Here is a 19,017-nt window from a genome sequence, read left to right as displayed (position 1 = left end):
ATGCTATGCTAAAACTTAGAAAATGTCATATTTTATTACTGTTTCAATACTCATAACGAAGTTCTAATGCATAGCGGATTTAAATGAAATAGTCGTTAGAATTTCTATCCTAACGACTACCATTTAGTATACTATTTTATTTTTAAAAAAAGTGTTGTTCTTTTTTAATGTATTTGGTTACTATTTGTTTCTGAAAGAATGTTACGTTCGTGTTCAATAAGCCATTTTTTTCGTTCGATTCCTCCACTGTATCCTGCCATTTTTCCATTCTTACCAATGACTCTATGACAAGGAATAAGTATAGAAATTCTATTGGAACCATTTGCAGAGGCAACCGCTCTTACAGCTTTTTGATTATGAATTTTTTCTGCTTGTTGTTGATAGGTGCTGGTTTTTCCGTACTTAATTTCTTGTAAATTATTCCAGACTGAATTTTGAAAATCGGTTCCTGGAGTTTCAAGTTGTACATCAAAGGTTTTTCTCTTGCCGTCAAAATATTCTGCAATTTCCTTTTTAGTTTGTTTTATATATTCATTTTCACCAGCTATTATTTTGGCTTTTAGTAGTTTTTGCAAGTCTTTAAACTCTTTTTCAAGAATCTGTCTATCTACAAATTCTAATAAGCAAATCCCTTTATCGGTTGCACAAACAAACATTGGTCCTAGAGGAGTTGTAAGTCTACTGATTAAAATGATATTCTCTTCGGTACTTTTTTGAGGGGATTTACCTATGATTTTTTTGAATGTATATCCAAAACCACTTAAGGATTCATAACCAGTATCAAAAGCAGTATGGGTCGTATTCTTTCCTTTTTTTAATTCTTGATATGCATTGTTAATTCTATACATTCTTTGATATGCTTGAAAAGTCATACCATAATTTTTATTGAACCATCTACGTAGTACTTCTGGGCTTATGTTTTTCTCACGAAGTTGATCGTCGGTTATTTTTTCTTTTGGATTTTCTTTGACTAGCGTAATTGCCAATTCAATTTGTTCTGGTGCTTCATTTGCATTTCCTGTAGGTTTACAAATTTTACACGGTCTATATCCATGATCCATGGCTTCTTTAAACGACGTGTAAAAAGCTACATTTTCCAATTTCGGTTTTCTTGCTCTACAGGTTGCTATACAAAAAATAGATGTCGTTTTTACACCTACAAAAAAGATCCCTACAAAGCTCTGATTTCTTTCTAACAGTGCTTTATAGTATGTTTCTATTTTTTTCTTTTCTGTAACTAGCATTTAAAAAATGGATTTAAATGATTCTTGACTTATGACTTTCTTTGTTATATCTTCAAATTGAGTATACATGTTATCAAATAGAAAATTACCCATGCTTATCCTTTTTACACCTAACTTTGTTAATGTGTTGAAGTCAGGAAGATTTGGCATACACATTACATTAATAGGTAAGCTAGTGCAATTTACAATTTCTTTAATGTCAGAGATATTTTCAATACAAGGAGTGAAAATTCCATTTGCACCTGCGTTTTCATATAATCGGATTCGTTTTTTTGTTTCTTCAATGACATTGGAATGCCCTACTAAAAACGTATCAGTTCTCACATTTAAAAAAATACTACTATTTTCCTTTAGAAGTATTTCATTTACTTCTGTAAGTGTTTTTGAAAACTCATTTTTGTTTAATAATAGTCTATGATTTTGAACAATACTATCTTCTATATTAATTCCAACAACTCCTAGGTCTGCCAGTCGTTTTATATGATTTGCGATATCTCTTGGATTACGACTATACCCTGATTCTAAATCAACAGATAGCGGAAGATCTGTGTTTGCTGCTATTCGCTTTACAAAATACTCCAATTCAGAAAATGTCATTTCCTCACCATCTTGATACCCTAAAAGTGTTGCAATTGCAGAGCTAGAAGTTCCGAGCGCTTGGAAATTTAATTTTTCAGCAGTTTTTGTACTTGGTACATCCCAAACATTTCCGATTAATAAGGGTTTATCTTGCTTGTGTAAGTCTTTAAATTCCATCTTTTATTATTTTAATACAAAGTACCGATGATAGAATTTATTCAGCAACCGAAAATTGGACGAGTATTTTTTTATGCGCTGTTTAGTGTGTTTATGTGCAGTGTATTATTGGCAAGCTATTCTTGTTTTTTCAATCTTTCCTTTTCAAATTGAATTGTTCTTTCTATTTGCTCCTCAAGGTTCCATTCAAAATCAAATCTACCTTTTAAAAATTCGGATATAGGACCAAGTCCAATTTCTGCTCGTCGTTTATCAATATTTATAGGATCATAAACAGGCCATACATTGAAGCTTTTTGTTTTAGGATAGTACTTCATCTGTCCACCATAAATTTGTAGTTCACCTTTGTCTGTTGCAATTCTATCTTCAGCACGTACGAGATATCTAGCCTCTAATTTTTTATCTAGCACAGCTTGTCGCATCATAGGGATATAATGTTCTCGAGTTTCTTGGTCTGCATGTTGAAGAACATTACAAATAGTTATATTCCCTTGTTCTCCAATTATAGCTTGTTCTGGCCAATTGTGATTGTCGAGTATCTCTTTCACTTTCTTGATATTATGAACGTGATTTTCTCTAAACTCTTTTTGATATACAGCTGCTTCTTTTGATTCTGCTCCATAAATGGTAATTAGAGAATCTCTTAACCTTATTGGTATTTGTTCTTTTTGCCATATCGTATCTAAAACTGCTATTAAATTTTCAGTTTTTTTAACCGTATGTTGGACCCCTTTAGATTTGTTCTTGTCAGAACAAGAGATTGTTATGATTAAAAAGAATGCTAGTATAAATCTTATCATTGATTATGTGATTGATTTGTTCGTTTTATATAATGGGTATGTAGAAGTCAACAATTGCTTTCTTTTCTGGATGCTCATTAAAATTGTTATGATACATTTCAAATGGGTTTCTGTCTGCTTTTTTATATCCATTTTCGTTCATCCAAATAAATAATCCGGTCCACGCTTTCGCGAAAGCGTTTGCCTCAATTTCAAAACTCCCTACGATACATTTTCCAGCTTCAATTGAAATCAGGCCTATTTCTCCCTCTGTTTCTATAGGTTCCTGCAATAAGATGCAAGCATTCATTCGTACTTTACTAGCTTCTGTGACTTTAAAACTATCGTAATAAATCGTAATCATTTTGGTTTGTTCATGCATCAAGCCTTGGGGTGTAGCCCATTTCATTAACTTTTCATACGCATATCCAAGATTCTGAGATCCAATATTTGATACATATGCCAAATTCATTTTTGGTGTTTCTTTAATTTCAATTTTTGCATTCATTTTTATCCAGTTTTTAAGATTATTAATGATGCAAATGTATTTGTCATAATCAGGATACTCTTGACCATTCTTGCTTTCCAATTGACGAATCTTGCTAAACTTATTAGGATGTTGTTTTCTAAACGCTGTTGGACTTGCACCGTAATGTTTTTTAAAAGCTCTTGTAAATGAAGAACTATCATTAAAACCGTATTTAATAGATATCTCTGTTATCCCAATATTTTTATGTATCAAATCCAAAGCAGACTTTTCTATTCTCTGTCTAGTTACATATTCGTTTAGGGTTTCGCCAGTAATAAACTTAAATATGCGATGAAAATGGTATGGAGAAAAAAAGGCAATGTCAGAAATTGTATGTAGTGAGAGATCAGCATCCAAGTTTTGATCTATATACTCAAAAACTCGATTTATCCTGTTTTGATAATCTATTTGTATGTCTTTTTCTAGTATTTTCATGTGTAACCAAAATGATGTAGCGTGATCAAGACCATTAATATTCTGAATTTAAAATAGATAAACAAATTTTGATTCCTTGTCTTATATTTCCAATCCTTATATTTTCATTAGGATTATGTTGATTATTGTCCATATTAACCATAGGAATAATTACAGTAGGAACATTTAGTTTATTTATAACGGGAACAATAGGAACAGTACCTCCCATTAATCTTATGACAACAGGTTCTTCACCAAACCCTTCTAGTAATTGGGTTCTTATTTTTTTTCCAAAATCAGAATCGGGACTCGTTCTAAAAGCATTGATGCTTCGGGATGCTATGAATTTTGCAATTTTAGGATGGTTGCGTCTTTCCTCATCTGTTGGATCTCTATCAATAACATAATATCCTTGTTGTTTAATATGCTCCTTAATTTTTTGCATTTGAATCTTGCCATCTGTTTCTGGGACGAGTCTAACGTCTATGTCTGCTGTGGCATATTCGGGGATGACCGTTTTTAGTCCTTGTCCTTTCCAAGATGTTCCAATTTGCCGAACGTTTAAAGATGGGTATTGTAGTGATTCCTGATAATTTCCTCCAACCTTTTCTGAAGCATAGATTCCTAAGTCTTTGTTTAAACTATTAGCGTCAAAAGGAACTGATTCTAAAAGTCTAGAGACTTCTGGCGTTATTTCTATGCCGTCATAATATTCAGAAATTAAGACCTTGCCTTGTTCATCTTTCATACTAGACAAAAGATTTGCTAAACTGAATACTGGATTTGGCACATAGTTTCCATAATGACCGCTATGTTGCGGTAATTTAGATCCATATGTAGTGATAGCACAAGTTGCAATTCCTCTACATCCAAAAGTAACAGTTGGTTTATTAGAATTGTGTGCTGGACCGTCCATGACAATAAAGAAATCTGAAGCGTATCGTTCCTTATACGTATCTAAAGTTGATAAAAGAGCATTAGAACCATATTCTTCCTCTGGATCAAAGATTATTTTTATATTGACTTTAGGGGTATTGTTCTTTGTTTTAAGCATTTTGAGCGCAGATAGAAGCATAATGATAGGCGCTTTATCATCAGCGGCAGCTCGAGCAAAAATGCGCCACTCATCATCAATAGGACCATCTAGTTTATCCCATGCTATGTGTTGCCATACCCCATTTTTGTCTTTTTCTTTTAAAACTGGATCAAATGGATGCTCCTGATTCCAAGATGCTGGATTGATAGGTTGTCCATCAATATGAAAATAGAATAATACTGTTTTATAATTTGGATCATATATCTTTTCAGCAATTAAGATAGGAAGTGTACTTGTTTCAAGTAATGCGGTGTTAAAATCTAAATCATCATACTGATTAGCTACCCAATGGATGTTTTTAAGCATTAAGTCTGCATCTTCAGGTAGATTAGGAATACTTACAAACTCTTTATGTAACAATAAGACGTTTTTTAAATCATCATTAATTACAGTATCATTAGTACGTTGTCCATACATCCATAATGGGATGAGAAATAGGAATGCTATATAGGGTGTCTTCATCATTGATTTTGTCACTTTGATTTGTTCTATGATTCGTATTTGCAATTACTACTAGTTTTTGTTTTTTGATTGCTGTTAGTATAGTGCTTTATAATGCTCTTCAGTTAATTCCCAACGATTTACTTCTTGTTCAAAATTTAATGTTCCAGGAATTGTTCTATACTTTTTTATAAATTCAAATCCAACATTACTTAATGTCCTGTTTGGTGCAGGGTTTAATGCATACGGTTCACAAATTATTTTTTTAATTTTTAATTTTTCAAAATAAAAAGGTATCGATTTTTTAACCAGTTCAGTTCCTATTCCTTTTTTTCTATTTGTAGATTCCCATAAATGCAAATGCATCGTTGCTACTTTACCATATTCAATGTTGTTTACATTTGAATGTCCAATTTGCTTTCCGTTAAGCTCCCAGATAAGTGCATAGGATTTTTTATCGGTTATTGAATTGTTCACTTGTTGAGTTAAGGCTTCTACTAATTTATTTCTTTTTGGTAGTCTATTTAAGTCGACCCCCATTTGTATTAAATGATCAGGATCAGATTTAAGCCAATAATCAGTAATTAAATCAACATCTTTTAGTTGAATCTCTCTTACAGTTATGTCAAATTCATTTTTCATTATAAGTACTTGTTCCTAATATATTAAACGGTCTTATGTTGTATACGACATCTACAAGAATAGTAAGAGCGATAGTATGATTATATTTCTATTTCTTAAATTCTAAAAGTTAAAATTACGCTTTCGCGAAAGCGTAAAAAACATGGTTATTATTTTTTTCATGCATTATCGCTAGTTGGAAGTGCTTGCTATTCTATATTGATTATTAGATTTGTGTTACAATTATCTTACGTATGAAATGTAATGATTTTCGGATAATTACTTCTCTGAAAGGAATGTACAAAATAAAAACAAAATAGCAGCTTGAGATAACACTCAAGCTGCTATTTTGTTTTTATAGATTGTTTGTAATTGTTTATTCTAGATGAGTAAAAATCTTGTTTACAATTTTCCAGTTTCTATCCATTTTTGCTAGTTATACATAGTCATAATAATTATAATCTAACATTGGAATCTGTAATTTTGCCATAGCAATTTTACACTTTTTTACTATTAAGATTTTTCATCTTTTGAATGTTCCAATAAATCTCCAGGTTGACAATCTAATGCTTCACAAATAGCATTAAGAGTGCTAAACCTAACCGCTTTTACTTTTCCATTTTTTAGTTTAGATAAATTGGCTAATGAGATATTTACAGTTTCCGATAATTCGTTAAGCGACATTTTTCGTTTTGCCATCATAACATCGAGATTTACAATAATTGCCATAGCCTATACCGTTTCTTCTAGTTCTTCTTGATACTCAACTCCTTTTGAGAAAATAGTCGCAATAATATAAATTACAGCCGCCATTAAAATAAATGCTTGACTATCTGCCCAAAACTGGTTTAACATGTCAATATTGTATTCACGATGTTGCAACTTTCTTGCAGTCTGGCGTGCTAAATAACTTAATAACCCGATTGAAAGCGTGTAGTAACTAATTTGTAAAATTTGTTTTGAAACCAAGCTATTGAATGGTTTTAATAAATCAATTTTGGTTACTAGTTTAATAACTAAATAAAATAGATACGCTTTAAGAATCGAGATGGTCAATATAAAACTGTACATACTGAAAAAAGCCCATTGACTACGTTCATACATTTCGCTTAAGTCCAGCTTTTGATATAGATTTTGAACGATTTCTGGATTATATAAACTAATAATAAAATTTACAATTAGAGCTCCAGCTTCAATGCATAAACCAACAAAGATGATCCAAGAAGCAATTTTTAGACCTTTAAAAACGAAGTTGTTTGTTTCTGACATAACTGAAATAGTTTATTATTTATACATGCAAATATAGATAAATATTTATTGATAAACGATAAATATATTATTTTTATTGATAAATAATAATTATTCTAAAATAAAGCGTACCTAATTAAAAGGTAGAAAACTTTTAATTTTAGTGAGTGATTTTAAAAAATGAGTTCTATGATTTTTAGGAATTCGAGATGGTTTCAAGATATTTGATTTCGCTTGGCTTATCTGTTTATAGATGCTTTGGTTACATAAATAGTATACAATAAAGAACAATACTATTATATACAGTTTTTAAAACCCGTTAACCTTTTTCCTAGAAGTTATTATTTACCATTTGTATAATAGTAGATGAAGTGTTTGTTTTTAGTATTTACTTGAATTAGAAACAAAAATTTATATAATTCTTATAGCTTATCATTTTAAATCAATAGGGATAATTTGTTTTGTTTTTCGGCTTTTCTCTGCCATAAATCCCATAATGTGGCTTTCAACAGATGCATCTATTGTTGAGGTTAGTAAGTTTGGATCTTGTTTTTTTATTGCATTAATCCAGTCTGTGACTAATCCCCAATCTCCACCACCATGACCACTATCTTTATGATCACTATCATTATCAGTAGTAACATTCCACGTAGTCACTTCACCTGTTAAGAAATCTGTATGGATGAATTCGGTCATGTCACCTGTAATATCGCCATGCGATCCCATAATTCTAGTTCTTCGCCCGTGGTATGAGGTAAAAGCTTCCATAGAAAAATTGGCAGTGATTTCATCTTCAAATTCCATAGATGTAACATAATGGTCGGGTTGGTCATTTTCCATTTTGTAAACACAACGTCCGTAATTTGTAGTTTTTAATTGCTCTAGAATATAATCGGAATGCTTGGATTCATCATCTGGTAAATCAAATACAGAATTCCAACCACCTTTTTCGTTATAAATTTTCAAAGCCGAATAGGGGCAAGTTGATTCTACAGGACAACCATCGGTACACCTATTAGTACTTCCTTCAGGAGCATTAGCTTCTTTAAACCACTTTAAACTTCCAAATGCAGAAATACTTTTACAAGGTTTTCCTATCATCCATCTTAAAATGTCTAAATCGTGACATGATTTAGCAAGAATAATTGGAGTTGTCTCTTTAGAGTTATGCCAATTTCCTCTAACATAAGAATGTGACATATGTATATGTTGGATAGGCTCTAGATGTTGTATACTGATAAGTTCTCCTATTGAACCAGATTGAATCATTTCACGTAGTTTGATAAAATAAGGAGCATAACGCAATACATGACACACAGCGACAATTCTACCTTTTTTGTTTGCTAGTGTAAGAATATCTAGGCATTCTTTTTCTGTAGGAGCTATCGGTTTTTCCAATAAGATATCATACCCCATTTCTAGAGCTTTCATACAAGGACCATAATGTAAATCGTCAGGAGTAGAGATAATAACTGCGTCTGCAAACTTAGGTCGCTCAAAAACGTGTTCCCAAGTTATAAATCGATTTTCTTCAGATATATTATGTTTCTTTGAGTAGCGTTCATTTCTTATAGGAATTGGTTCTGCAACACCAACTATATCTAGTTCTTTAGGGAATTGAATACTGTAATTACCATATACATTTCCTCTTGCTCCAGCTCCTAAAGTTATGACGGTTACTGGATCCTCAATATCAGTATTCCCATACACTTTAGCTGGAATCGTCTTATTTTCGGCATCCGTATTTGCAAAGCTAGCTAATGGGCTTGATAACAAGGAAGCACCACTAATTCCAATAGTCAAATTTTTAATTGCTTTTCTGCGGTCTATTTTTTTCATAATTAAACTCAATGTTGATTAACTTGTAATAGGCTACAATAGCTTTGTTTATGAAAAAGACGTTTTTTCAATAAACATATTTTTAGAATAGGGGGTATTTAATTTAAAAGTAAGGATTTTAATTCATTTGACTACTTATGATGTTTTTTATAGATACTATTTGCTACTGGCTGAGTTCTGGTTCATGTTGAATCCAGCTATTAAAAAACATACAACAGGAATAGTAAGTATACATCCTGGAATTAACCCTCCAATGCTAAATGCTAAAATCGTATCAATGGTAACAAGAATGGTAAGTAAAAATATGATTTTTTTTGCTTCATACTTAAGATAAAGAGTTGTTATGCCTAAGGCTGCAAGCCCAATGAGATGAATTGATGGATGAGCAAATAAAACAGGAACAATTTCTTTAAGAAATCCTTCTGCATTAGATTCATTTATTAAATCACTGACATAAAAGAAACCACTTCCGTGGAATATAGCCATTATAACTAGAAGCATGCTTCCTATTGTGATAAGGATTTTAGAAGTCTTTGGCTTTGTTTTTTGTTCAACCATGATTAAGAATATTTAGTAAAGTACATTGTACTTTATTTTAATAGACGCTAATTAATACAAAATGGTTGTCTGAAATTTGATTTTTAGTTTGTAGCGATTTTAATACTTATAATTATAAAATTAAAGTCAATAATACTTTGAGTTTGAATCCAAAAATCGCTATTGTCTTTTACATTGTTATCTATTACTATTTTCCCTTTTTATGTTGCTTTATTTACGCTTAAGGGATAGTAAACGTCCAGCTATCTTTAATTGAACTTAAATTAAATGATTTTTTATACCTGATGTTGGTAACAGTTTACTCATTTCATTATTATAAGTTTTCGAGTTGCTATAACATTCGTACCTGATAACAATTTTGCAATATAGATTCCATTTGAAAAACCTTCAGCATTCAAACTAATTGAAGACTGTCCTTTTGGAATGTTTAGAGAAGCTATTTTTTGACTATTCATATTATATACTTCAATTTTATTAGAAGATGTTCGTCTGCTAAATGAAAATACCGTTTCAGAATTAAATGGATTTGGATAATTTGAAAAGTATTTTTTGGGTTTGTCAACCTTAGCAACGTTTAGATTATCATCAACTGCCAGTTTTAGAGCTACGGGTCTATGGTCTGATATATTTCCGTCATACTCCATCCACCCGCCAGTTAGATATTCATCCACTTTAATTGTTTGAATATCTTCCATTTTATCAAACAATTCATTTGTTATCAAAATATGATCAAGATGTGAAGGCCAGGTTGGAAATGACCATTCAGAACTGTTGCCTGCTGCAATTTCATAATCTGCAAATAAATAATTCTCACTATCGTCAAGAATCATTTGAAAGACATTATTTTGAGGGATGTCTGCTAGATTATCATTTAGGTCACCTAATACTATTACATTTTCATCAGAAAAATGAGTGTCCACATATTCTTTCAACAAATTACTTGCAAAATACCTCCTTGTTTCTTCATCATTTGTATTATTAATATTCAAAATTCCATTTCCACAGCATTTAAAATGATTATTTATGATGATGTACCTCTGATCCATAAAATTTAAATCCATGACCATTGGAGATCTTGGAAAATAACTCCAATATTCTGATGTAGTATATATTTCATAAATGCTATTGATTTGAATTACATCAGGTTTAAAAATGTAAGCCAAACCTGCAAACCAAACAGATTCTAGGTAACTATTGTACGCACTTAGACCATCCATCATTTGCTCAAAATCATTTATATTTTCTACTTCTTGAATAGCTAATACATCAACATCTAAAGCTTCTATTATATCAATTACATAGTTTACTGTTGCTTGACCATTTTTAGGAAAATATTCAATATTCCAAGTAACTATATCTAATGTACTTTCTGTACCAAACGATAAATCATCAATATTTTGAGCTGTTAATGAAAGACAGTTTATTAGTAGACATATAATTATAATATGTTTCATCTGGTTATTAATTTATTAAACGCCAAAGGGCAAAAACATTTAAAAACAAAGTAGTATAATTCGAATTTATTCTATAAGAATAAGTTGCCATGAAATACCATATTTATCGGCACACCATCCAAATTTTTCACCAAAACCGTAATCTCCTGAATCGTAGTTGTCCAGAGGAACCATTATTTGGCCTCCATCTGAAGAAAGTTTTTCAAATAAAGTTTGTATTTCATTTTCAGAATTACTTTGAACAAACAGTGATACCCCTGGTGTAAATGTCCATGCGTGATTAAAATTACTTTCAGAAATCCCATATTCTACATCATTTAATGTAAATACTCCATATTTGATAAGCTCGGGTGTTCCTCCAGCCTCTCCTTCTGAGTATTTTATGATGTTTTTAATTTCCGAATTTGGGAAGAGAGAAGTATAGAAATTTATAGCTTCTTTAGCCTTTCCGCATTGATCACCTACAAATGTTAGAAATGTTGTTGTCTTCATCTTTTTTAAATTTTAATTCAAATCAAAAATTGTCAATTAGATAAGTAGTTTACTTATTGAAAGTTGCAATTATTAATTCACTCCGAAATTGACAATCAATATGCTCTTTTGGATATACTATTATTCTAGTATTACTGGCAACAGTTGAGCTATAGTTTTCATTATAGAATTGTCAACTAGGACATTACGAGATTACCTTGCAATGAACTATACGTACTGTAGCCAGTAGTTTTATTTTTCATAACTAATTATTCAGTTAATATTTCAATCGTATTATCTTTTGCAATTGCGATTTGTTTGGTTTTTTTGTTAAAAGCAATTTTTGGCAAATCTGTAAGATGATGGATGACAGAAGAACCTTGTTTCCCAGATTCAATTTCTTCTATTTTGTCAATAACTTCTCCACTTTTAAGGTCAATTATTTTAGGGTAACTGAACAAGTCCCAACATTTTGTCTTATCAATTGCAAAAATGTTTCCGTATTCTGAGTTTATATTTACTGAATTTATAATTTCTCCTGTTTTAAAATTCCAAGTTGCTATTTGGCCATCTTTTATTATATCTGTTTCCTCATCAGCCCAACCTTCTTTAGACGCACAAACAAGAATATTATCATTATCAATAAAACTTGCTGTACTTATCTCAGCGTTAACATTTGGGATATTAATTCCTTTATCAAGTAAGCTCGGATTCTCAAAACATTTTTCAATATCAAATAGTTCAATAACATCTATTGGATGCCAAACCCAACCTTTACTAATTATATATTTATTATCAGGACTCACTTCTAATCGAGAGTGAAAAATATCTTTTGGTTTACGTTTGGAAATATTAGTTATTATTTTCCCTGTTTCCGCATCTTCAAAATCGAGTTGATTGTATCCAAAAGGACAATGAACTAAATATGTTCTATTTTTAAAAGTCAAGAACGTTGCTGGAAACTCATAGACTGAAGATTGGTAATAACTTCTATTAATTTCTCTTAACAGTTCGCCATTTCTTAATAAAAGACCTTTAGTTCCTAATTTTTGATAAATCAGAACATATTCGCCATTTTCAGAAGTTATTGAACCATCACAGACAAATCCAAAATGATATTTCTGTAATTGTTTAGTTTCCCCGTTTTCGAAATATTGTGTTCCAGCAGAATTCCAATCAATAACATTATTGTCAAACCAATCAATAGTCCGTAAATAATTAATTTTGATTGTTGTTCTTTTCATAAGATTGATTCAAATGTTTGCTAACGTATTTGTATAAGATTAGCTGCTTGGTTTAAGTACTAAAGTTAGCAAATAAATCACAGATAAAAAGTCCACGAAGATTTTCGGAAATAGGTCGGTTAATACAGGTACAAACATTTTTTATTTTAAATTTAACTGCCAAGAAACTCCAAATCTATCTTCTACAAAGCCAAATTTTTGACTGAAACCGTAGTTATTTAATGGCATCATAACTATTCCGTTTTTAGATAGTTTAGAAAATAGTCTTTCAAGTTCATTTTCATTTTCACATTCTATGTAGTTGGAAACAGCAGGTGTGAAATCCCAATCATGAATGGGTGGACTGTCACTGCACATAAATAGTGCTCCATTCAACTCAAATTTCGCTACCATAATTGTTCCTTCTTTGGTGGGACCATCTTTCCCCCATCGTTGAACATCAATAATTTTTGAATTTTCAAATAACCCTATATAGAAGTTCATTGCTTCTTCTGCATCATTTTTCTGAAACGTCAAAAATGTGACGATTTTTCCTTTTGCATTACTTGGTGTTTCCTCTGATAATTTTTTTATACTGTCAAGTTCTGTTCGCAGTGCAATTAATTCTTCATTTACATCATTATTACCTTTATAGTCAGAACAACTCAATGCGAGTAACGTTAGGGTTAGTATTGGTATAATTCTTTTCATATTCTGAGTTTTTAATTTACAGCATTTCTACAATTTGAATATTATTCCCACAAGTGTCGTCAAATACAGCAATTTTAACAGTTCCCATTATAATTGGTTTTACACTAAAATTCACATGGAGGTTCACAAGTCTTTCGTATTCTTCTTGGACATTGTGGACATCAAATTGTGTGTATGGTATGCCTGCATCTTTAAGAGCTTTTTGGAATACTTTAGCAGGTTCAAAATTGTTTGGTGATGGTTCGAGTAGTATCTCTGTTCCTTCTTGTTCTTCTTTAGCTACTACTGTTAGCCATCTATTGCCATCACTTACTGGCACATCGTGTTTTTTTACAAAGCCCAATTTTTCAGTATAAAATTTTAAGGCTCTGTCTTGATCTAAAACAGGTATACCTATACCTTTAACTTTCATTTTTCATTTTTTTATTTGCACAAGTAATGAAGTATTTGTGAGAATCGTTTTGTGAAAGTTGCTCTTTTTGAAATTCAATTGGCGAAAGCCCTATTTTATTTTTAAATAGTGTGCTGAACGAGCTGGGTGTTTCAAATCCTACATTATAACAAGCTTCCGATACACTCATTCCATTTTTTAAGTATTCCTTTGCTTTTTCAAGCCGTCTGATAATCAAATATTGCTTTGGGGTTATTCCATAGTACCTTTTAAAAAGCCTGAGCAAATGATATTTTGATGTAAAGTGTATATGAGATAAATAGTCCAAATTCAATTCTTTCTCAAAATTATTATAGATAAAATTCCGTGTTGCTACCACAGTATTTATCTGTTTATCATTTGAATAACAGATTTTTTGAATTCGTTTTATTTCTGCTTCGTAGAATGTCATTTATGTAAAAATTACTGTCAACGTATTTGTGTAAGATCTGTGGTGTTTGGAAACTAAGTTAGCAAAAAGAAAAGAAGTGTTGGGAATTTGGCAGAATATCCTAAATAACCTTTAACCGACTCCATCAACAGTCTTGTGTATGATTTCGTTGCGTGTTTCAATAACTAATTTAGCAAATACAAACAGAATAGAAAATTCGCGATTATTTTCGTAAGTAGGCTAGAACTAGCAATAAATTATATATGGTGTTGACATTAGTTTTTTGAGGTATTATTAATCAGCAATACCAACATTTACCTTTACTAGATTTTTATTTTCTGTAAATTCAAGATATACACACTCGTCTTTTGGTGATGTACCATGATATTCAATCGTATTGTCATCAGTGTTATTCCTCCAAGCCCATTCACGGCAATGAACCGTTCCAATATTTATTTTGAATCCTTTTTTTTTGAGCCTTGATAAAACAATTGGAATTAGTCTGTCAATTTGCGATTTACTGTCATATTCAACAGTCATATCCTTAACACCATGTGGATTGTCTGTAGAGGATAAGTATATTGCAGAGTTATTGGGTTTAATTATAGGAATCTCTAAGATACTAGTATTCTTAAATGTTTTTTGCCAATCTAAAGTCCCTTTTTTAAGGTTAAACATTTCATTCTTATATATATTAGAATGTAAATGAGAACAACCTGTTGTTAGTAGTAATATAAATACTATGGTAATAAATAATTTCAGATAAATTTTTATATTATCCATTTTTTTAACTAATGATAACGTGTTTGAGCAACTAATTTACTAAACAAACAATTAAAACTATACACGTTGTTGTGCGTTCGTTCTTTTCCCGCGTTTAGTTTGGGGAATGCAGACCGATTTTATTTCCTTCCGAATCAAGAAATATAGCATAATAACCACTTTCATCTGCGTGAAGTGATTTCGGAACAATTATTTCTCCATCATTTTTCTCTACTTTATCAAGAATTATTTGAAGATTATCTCCACCATTTAAGTATATAGTTATACCATTAGCCGAAGGTTTATATCCTTCTGCTCTAATGATAACTCCTGTAACCATTTGTTCTTCATATGGGAATATTCCCATTTCCATTTCGGGCATTTCCATTTTCTCAATGTTAATGTCTAAAATTGTTTGATAGAAGTTTACTGCTCTTGAAACATTTGTTGCTGGAATTTCAAAAATTGAAATATGACTTTTCATTTCTTTTGTTTTTTGATTAATGTTGCATTCAACCGAGATAGTTTCGGGTTTAGATTTGTTTTGGTGGTTACAAGCTGTAATGCTAAAGGAAAGAATTATGGCTGTACAAAGTATGGGTTTTTTCATTTTGCCCTGTTTGATTTGACAAGACAAATTTAGATTAGGTACAAATACAAAAATTGTAAAAATGCGACACGTTGACTATTTGTAGAAAAGGGTAGAAAGTATCATATTTTCATTGCCTAAAAACTCCTTTGGGTTAATTCCGGTAAACTCTTTAAAGTCTTTTATGAAATGTGCTTGGTCGAAGTATTCACTTTCATATGCAATGTCAGTCAGGTTTTCTGTTTTTTTATTAAGAAGTAATTTTAGAGCAGTTTGCAGTCGGATTACTTTACCCAATTGTTTTGGACTAACACCAATTTGTTTTTTGAAATTTCGTTCAAGTTGTCTCCGTTTTGATAAATCTTCTTTAAGAATTGTTTTTATTGAAGCACTTCCGTTTGTTGCTAAAAGAGCATCAATCGTTGTTTTTACAATATTGTCAATTGTAGTTTTTTCGTTTAATTTATCTAAAAGAAAGTTTTCAATAATTTCTATTCGTTCACTGCTATTCGTTGCCTCAATTATTTTTCGTTCCAAGTCATTAGCGATTTTTTCTCCGAAGAATAATTCAATAGGTGTTTCCTTATTTGCCAAATTCTTAATCGGCATATTTACAAAATTTGAAAAACCGTAAGGGTAAAACCGAATTGCAAAAGTATTTACAAATCCTGTCGGTTCGATATAAAATGGCTCGATTGTGTGTCCAAGAACCATTGCACGAGGTTGTATAATGAATTCATCTTCAGAAGTATATCGTTTAATATCCTCTCCAAGGATAAAAGCCATTTCAATTGTTCCGTCTGGAATTATCCGCTGTTTTTGTGCATCAGATTCAGCAGGAACTTCTAATGTCCAATAGCAACTGATAAGTGATTCCAAATCAGAATTTGGTTGAAATGTTTGGTAATTCATTTATTGCAGACTTTTTTTTGAATGACACACAACGGTCTTGTATATGAAATGTAGCGTGTAAATAGACACTAACTTTTCGGATTAACACAGAGTCGGATTTTTATATTTTGTTTTTATATTTTGTTTTTATTTTTTCTATTTTAAAAGCCAAATTTTTAAATTTAGCGGTCTTTACAAATAAGTACAAACCTTTCGAAAAGCTTTTATTAGCTATGTTTTATATATGTTGTTGGTAACAGTTTTTATGTTTAATCACCTTGTCCTTCTGGAACTATAACAAAAGCCCATTCAGCATCGTCAGGAACTTTATACTCTTCTAAAAATTTCCCTCCGAGACCACTAACTTGTGATTTCTTATCCTCAATTTCAAGTCCGTAAGTTTCTCCAAACATAAATTTCACTCCGTTATCTAATTTAAGAGTGTCAGTACCTTTTAGGGTAAAAACTTTGAATTCATTCGGATTAATTTTTAGATTTTTGAAACTTCCAATTTCGTTGGAAGTTTCATTGAAAATAAACACTCTATATGTTTTTTCAGTTTTATCGTATTTGGCGGGAATTATAGAAACTTCATTTCCTTTTTGGAAGAAAATGTTTCCATTTGAATCAGTCCATTTTTCTTCTTTTTGCGATTCAGCCGTTTGTTCAGATTCTGCAAACTTTTCATTCGCATTTTCTTGTGTTTTCTTTTCAGTTCCTTTTTGTCCGCAAGCAGATAATGTCAAGAGGATTATAAAAATTTGAATGTATTTAGTCATTTCTTAAATTGATGCTAACTGTTTTCCTTAATCACTCTTTTGCAATAATCAAAAGCTTTAATTATCGCCTTTCCAATTTCTTCAAAATCGGTTGTGTCTTTAATATAAATTTCGGGAGCTCTTTCATAATCCCAATAAGGTGTTGAGACGTATGTTTTGTTTTCCATTTCAATTACTACAACAACATATCCCCAATCCTCTTCTCGAATCTTTTCGTAATTATTTGAGGATTCCCATTTTATTCCGTCATATTCTTTGTCATAAAGTCCAGAATGAACAACTTGTCCAATCTCTGAAGAATTTGAGGGTTTTAAAATTCCAGAGTATTTTAAATCACTTCTTCTGAAAATATCAATTTGTTCAGTCGATTTAGAAACATAAATATCTGTAGCTTTTATTTCCAAAGTTGTTTTTTTAAATTGTTGCCAACGTCTCGGCTATGGTTAGTACGGGAATTAAAAGTAGTGAACTTTTGATTAAGCACTTAACCAATTTTTTTTATTTTGTTTTATCTTTTTTGTTCATAAAGCCAAATCAAAAAGATTTGGCAGACTTTATAAACACACATTAAATTTTGGATTACATACCAAACTCGCATTAACTTATAGCTTTTGTTACCTACTGGCTATATTTCTTGTTTTCCAAATTCATTATTAAAATCCCTAACACGTTTTTCTTTTTTATCATATTCAGCCCATAATAATATATCTCTCCAATCTGTTTTAGCTTGATCAATTGTTTTTTCCAAATGGACAATGTCTTTATTTCCTATATAAATTATAGACCTTACAATTCGATTACTTCTGAAAGTTTGATTCGATATAATTAGTTTTTGGATTTCTGAAAATGCTTTATTCCAACTCTGTCCAAAATCTGATTTTATTTTTTCAATGATGTCTATTGGATATAGATTAAGATTGATTGATTCTTGTGGTGTATTTGGGTCGGATTTAAGGCCTTGATTCGTTATTTTTATTATTTTACCAAAACCAATTGTTCGAGCACTTTCACAAAACTTAAATTCCATATTCTCATATAAACGTTTAGTGAAATATTCGGTACTTAAAATTCTAATTTCAGCATTCACAGTTTCACCAGGCAATACAAAATCAGTTCCAATATAAGTTTGTTGTCCTGAAGTCCAGTATTCAGGATAATTTTCAAATTCGATATGAGGCCTATAACCAGATTTGACATAGCTTTTCCTTCCACTTTTTTCAGTAGTTTGAAATTTTAATTCGGCAATAAAATCTGATTGGTTCAATTTTAAGTTTATTTTTTTTTCGTGCTTGCAGGCAACGTTTAGTTTATGGTGCGTATCCCGAAGGTTATGCGCTATACACCTTGTTATGCTTAGTTATATTTTATTCATCTCGGTATTCTGGTAGAGGATCAACTACCTTCTTTTGCAACACTCGAATTCGATTCCAAATATCATCTTCTGACAAATGTTTCCAAACACCCGTTAAAAGACGATTGAACCTTGAGTCATTATTAGCCAATTCTTCAATTTTATCTATATAGTCAGTTCCAAACTTTCCGATAAAGTGTTCCAAAGGTCCAGAAGCAATATGTCCTAATTCATCATCAGTTTTCGCAAATTCAAATGCACACATAATGAACTTCCAGTTCTCTTCGGCAGAGCCCATAAAATTCAGCATAATAATGCTTGCTCCAGAATTACTTGATTCAGTATTTATTAATCCGATTAACCAACTTTTTGCATAGTCCTGCCATTCACTTTCTGTAAATTCCTTCCAATTCATTTGTTCATCATCGATTTATATTAAG

The 19,017-nt window shown here is 31.1% G+C and carries 23 protein-coding genes; all 23 read right to left on the bottom strand.

Translation table 11 applies throughout. The features are described from left to right. Nucleotides 1-164: 164 nt before the first annotated feature. Complete coding sequence (locus ABJD27_RS06300; protein ID WP_348168289.1) at nt 165-1,244, bottom strand: methylated-DNA--[protein]-cysteine S-methyltransferase; 1,080 nt, start codon at nt 1,242-1,244, stop codon at nt 165-167. After that, a complete protein-coding gene (locus ABJD27_RS06295; RefSeq protein ID WP_348168286.1) occupies nt 1,245-2,000 on the bottom strand; it encodes an isocitrate lyase/phosphoenolpyruvate mutase family protein in 756 nt (251 codons plus the stop codon). A gap of 116 nt (nt 2,001-2,116) precedes the next feature. Then, nucleotides 2,117-2,800, bottom strand: coding sequence for a DUF6624 domain-containing protein (locus ABJD27_RS06290; protein WP_348168283.1), 684 nt, complete (start codon nt 2,798-2,800; stop codon nt 2,117-2,119). A 25-nt stretch (nt 2,801-2,825) separates the two neighbouring features. Next, on the bottom strand, nt 2,826-3,743 hold the full coding sequence (locus ABJD27_RS06285) for a GyrI-like domain-containing protein (RefSeq protein WP_348168280.1): 918 nt from the start codon (nt 3,741-3,743) through the stop codon (nt 2,826-2,828). 34 nt (nt 3,744-3,777) lie between these two features. Continuing rightward, a complete protein-coding gene (locus ABJD27_RS06280) occupies nt 3,778-5,325 on the bottom strand; it encodes a M20/M25/M40 family metallo-hydrolase (protein ID WP_348168277.1) in 1,548 nt (515 codons plus the stop codon). Nucleotides 5,326-5,355: 30 nt separating this feature from the next. Continuing rightward, complete coding sequence (locus ABJD27_RS06275) at nt 5,356-5,901, bottom strand: GNAT family protein (RefSeq protein WP_348168274.1); 546 nt, start codon at nt 5,899-5,901, stop codon at nt 5,356-5,358. Nucleotides 5,902-6,393: 492 nt separating this feature from the next. Beyond that, nucleotides 6,394-6,609: a helix-turn-helix transcriptional regulator gene (locus ABJD27_RS06270; protein WP_348168272.1), complete on the bottom strand. Its 216-nt coding sequence runs from the start codon at nt 6,607-6,609 to the stop codon at nt 6,394-6,396. 3 nt (nt 6,610-6,612) lie between these two features. Beyond that, nucleotides 6,613-7,149 (bottom strand): DUF2975 domain-containing protein, encoded by a 537-nt coding sequence (locus ABJD27_RS06265; protein ID WP_348168269.1) that lies wholly within the window; start codon nt 7,147-7,149, stop codon nt 6,613-6,615. Between the two features lie 411 nt (nt 7,150-7,560). Continuing rightward, nucleotides 7,561-8,967 (bottom strand): Gfo/Idh/MocA family oxidoreductase, encoded by a 1,407-nt coding sequence (locus tag ABJD27_RS06260; protein WP_348168266.1) that lies wholly within the window; start codon nt 8,965-8,967, stop codon nt 7,561-7,563. Between the two features lie 156 nt (nt 8,968-9,123). After that, nucleotides 9,124-9,468: a hypothetical protein gene (locus tag ABJD27_RS06255; protein WP_348168263.1), complete on the bottom strand. Its 345-nt coding sequence runs from the start codon at nt 9,466-9,468 to the stop codon at nt 9,124-9,126. A gap of 359 nt (nt 9,469-9,827) precedes the next feature. Then, complete coding sequence (locus ABJD27_RS06250) at nt 9,828-10,979, bottom strand: endonuclease/exonuclease/phosphatase family protein (RefSeq protein WP_348168261.1); 1,152 nt, start codon at nt 10,977-10,979, stop codon at nt 9,828-9,830. A 66-nt stretch (nt 10,980-11,045) separates the two neighbouring features. Next, nucleotides 11,046-11,471, bottom strand: a complete 426-nt coding sequence (locus ABJD27_RS06245; RefSeq protein WP_348168258.1) for a VOC family protein — start codon at nt 11,469-11,471, stop codon at nt 11,046-11,048. A 248-nt stretch (nt 11,472-11,719) separates the two neighbouring features. Further along, nucleotides 11,720-12,694, bottom strand: a complete 975-nt coding sequence (locus ABJD27_RS06240) for a hypothetical protein (protein ID WP_348168255.1) — start codon at nt 12,692-12,694, stop codon at nt 11,720-11,722. Nucleotides 12,695-12,835: 141 nt separating this feature from the next. Next, nucleotides 12,836-13,384 (bottom strand): VOC family protein, encoded by a 549-nt coding sequence (locus ABJD27_RS06235; protein WP_348168252.1) that lies wholly within the window; start codon nt 13,382-13,384, stop codon nt 12,836-12,838. A gap of 16 nt (nt 13,385-13,400) precedes the next feature. Further along, a complete protein-coding gene (locus ABJD27_RS06230) occupies nt 13,401-13,796 on the bottom strand; it encodes a VOC family protein (protein WP_348168249.1) in 396 nt (131 codons plus the stop codon). Continuing rightward, nucleotides 13,786-14,226 (bottom strand): AraC family transcriptional regulator, encoded by a 441-nt coding sequence (locus tag ABJD27_RS06225; protein WP_348168247.1) that lies wholly within the window; start codon nt 14,224-14,226, stop codon nt 13,786-13,788. The genes ABJD27_RS06230 and ABJD27_RS06225 overlap by 11 nt, the downstream gene beginning before the upstream one ends. Before the next feature lie 273 nt (nt 14,227-14,499). After that, on the bottom strand, nt 14,500-14,988 hold the full coding sequence (locus tag ABJD27_RS06220) for a hypothetical protein (RefSeq protein WP_348168244.1): 489 nt from the start codon (nt 14,986-14,988) through the stop codon (nt 14,500-14,502). A gap of 94 nt (nt 14,989-15,082) precedes the next feature. Further along, complete coding sequence (locus ABJD27_RS06215) at nt 15,083-15,577, bottom strand: VOC family protein (RefSeq protein WP_348168242.1); 495 nt, start codon at nt 15,575-15,577, stop codon at nt 15,083-15,085. Nucleotides 15,578-15,652: 75 nt separating this feature from the next. Beyond that, a complete protein-coding gene (locus ABJD27_RS06210) occupies nt 15,653-16,468 on the bottom strand; it encodes a helix-turn-helix domain-containing protein (protein ID WP_348168239.1) in 816 nt (271 codons plus the stop codon). 248 nt (nt 16,469-16,716) lie between these two features. Then, the gene (locus ABJD27_RS06205; RefSeq protein WP_348168236.1) at nt 16,717-17,226 is read right to left on the bottom strand and encodes a hypothetical protein; all 510 of its coding nucleotides are present in this window, start codon (nt 17,224-17,226) and stop codon (nt 16,717-16,719) included. Between the two features lie 14 nt (nt 17,227-17,240). Then, nucleotides 17,241-17,630 carry a hypothetical protein gene (locus ABJD27_RS06200; RefSeq protein ID WP_348168233.1) on the bottom strand — a complete coding sequence of 130 codons (390 nt, stop codon included), beginning with the start codon at nt 17,628-17,630 and terminating at the stop codon, nt 17,241-17,243. Between the two features lie 221 nt (nt 17,631-17,851). Beyond that, the gene (locus ABJD27_RS06195) at nt 17,852-18,490 is read right to left on the bottom strand and encodes an elongation factor Tu (RefSeq protein ID WP_348168231.1); all 639 of its coding nucleotides are present in this window, start codon (nt 18,488-18,490) and stop codon (nt 17,852-17,854) included. A 100-nt stretch (nt 18,491-18,590) separates the two neighbouring features. Then, a complete protein-coding gene (locus tag ABJD27_RS06190; protein WP_348168228.1) occupies nt 18,591-18,992 on the bottom strand; it encodes a DUF6869 domain-containing protein in 402 nt (133 codons plus the stop codon). Between the last annotated feature and the right edge of the window lie 25 nt (nt 18,993-19,017).

It is taken from the genome of Dokdonia sp. (assembly GCF_039945015.1).
GTDB lineage: Bacteria > Bacteroidota > Bacteroidia > Flavobacteriales > Flavobacteriaceae > Dokdonia.
Note: the sequence above shows the minus strand (reverse complement) of the source record. Positions and strands in the feature narration are given on the sequence as shown.